1 protein-coding gene is annotated in these 274 nt (G+C 41.6%); it reads right to left on the reverse strand.

The window, feature by feature from the left end; genetic code table 11:
- Nucleotides 1–274: acyl carrier protein (locus R0K30_RS21900; RefSeq protein WP_410612937.1), on the reverse strand; the 274-nt coding region annotated here is incomplete at both ends.

Consider the following 274-nt stretch of genomic DNA (forward strand, 5'->3'; position numbering starts at 1 on the left):
GAATGTATCCGGATGTTCCGTCAGCAAGTATTGGGCAAAACTAAAGACTGTCGGGTATTCAAAAAACACGGCCGGTGTCAGTTCAAGCCCATACATTTTATTTAGTTCATTTGCAAACTGCGTGAATGAAACCGAATCAAAGCCATAATCTCTCATCTCTGATTCAGCATCTATCTCGTCTTCTTTCACCTTCAGAATGCCTGATATCATATGTTTGAGTTCCACTTGTACTTTATTCGGCATATGGACGGGCGTCTTCCTTGACACATGAATG

Origin of the sequence: Bacillus sp. SIMBA_154 (assembly GCF_046536015.1) — a bacterium.
Lineage (GTDB): Bacteria > Bacillota > Bacilli > Bacillales > Bacillaceae > Bacillus > Bacillus pumilus_P.